1 protein-coding gene and 1 pseudogene are annotated in these 450 nt (G+C 49.3%); one reads left to right on the plus strand and one right to left on the minus strand.

What is annotated here, in order from left to right:
* Positions 1-201, plus strand: a 201-nt coding sequence (locus HBA93_RS18640) for an outer membrane beta-barrel protein (protein WP_221724294.1), incomplete at its 5' end; no start/stop codon positions are given.
* A 112-nt stretch (positions 202-313) separates the two neighbouring features.
* Here the strand turns inward: HBA93_RS18640 and HBA93_RS18645 are convergent.
* Positions 314-450, minus strand: a pseudogene (locus HBA93_RS18645) (UTP--glucose-1-phosphate uridylyltransferase); the annotation flags it as partial.

Consider the following 450-nt stretch of genomic DNA (forward strand, 5'->3'; position numbering starts at 1 on the left):
CGGCTGGATGCATCCGTCCGTGACAATCGCGATGGCAGCGGCACCGATTACGGTATGGGTGCAGAAGCCGGAGCAACCTACTGGTTCAACCGTTTCTTCGGTGTGGACGGTAAATTGCGCCATGAATTTATCAAGAGTGATGTGGCCAGCCGCGACTATCAAAGCAACAGCGTCTATCTCGGCGTAAAACTGCGCCGCTGATCACAACAAACCCAATAAAAAAAGCCGGTCAGTGACCGGCTTTTTCTTTAGAGCATAATTATAATATATTAGAGCAGCCTTTGTGTGCCAAGTCTGGCACACGGCACTCTAATCATGACAATTTAATTGTCTTCAGCAATTCATCAATGCTGACTTCAACCAGCGGACGGATATCATGGCGCCACAGGGCAAAAGCCACATTCGCCTGAATAAAGCCTTCCTTGGAACCGCAGTCAAATGTACGGCCCT

Origin of the sequence: Ochrobactrum sp. SFR4 (assembly GCF_019730395.1) — a bacterium.
Lineage (GTDB): Bacteria > Pseudomonadota > Alphaproteobacteria > Rhizobiales > Rhizobiaceae > Pseudochrobactrum.